Below are 275 nucleotides of genomic sequence, written 5' to 3'. Positions count from 1 at the left end.
TCTTCGATAGATTGTTCATTGTTATCAAGAATTTCTGTTACAACTTTACGAAGTGTACCCTCGTCAGAAATTTGAACAAGACCTTTCGCTTTAACGATTTCTTCTGGGTCTCCACCTTTTTCAATTAATTCGTTAAATACTTTCTTCGCGATTTTAGAAGAAATTGTACCTTTTTCAATTAATTGAACCATTTTAGATAAACCAGCAGGCGTTAATGCAACGTCTTTTAATTCTTTTTGTTGTTTGTTTAAGTATGCAAGTACTTCACCCATTAA

At 32.4% G+C, this 275-nt stretch carries 1 pseudogene; it reads right to left on the bottom strand.

The window, feature by feature from the left end:
• Window positions 1–275 (bottom strand): annotated as a pseudogene (locus tag MR113_RS27710) (Asp-tRNA(Asn)/Glu-tRNA(Gln) amidotransferase subunit GatB); the annotation flags it as partial.

The organism is Bacillus cereus group sp. BfR-BA-01379 (assembly GCF_022663605.1).
GTDB lineage: Bacteria > Bacillota > Bacilli > Bacillales > Bacillaceae_G > Bacillus_A > Bacillus_A mobilis.
The sequence above is the reverse complement of the archived record's forward strand: the minus strand, read 5'-3'. Positions and strand labels throughout refer to the sequence as shown.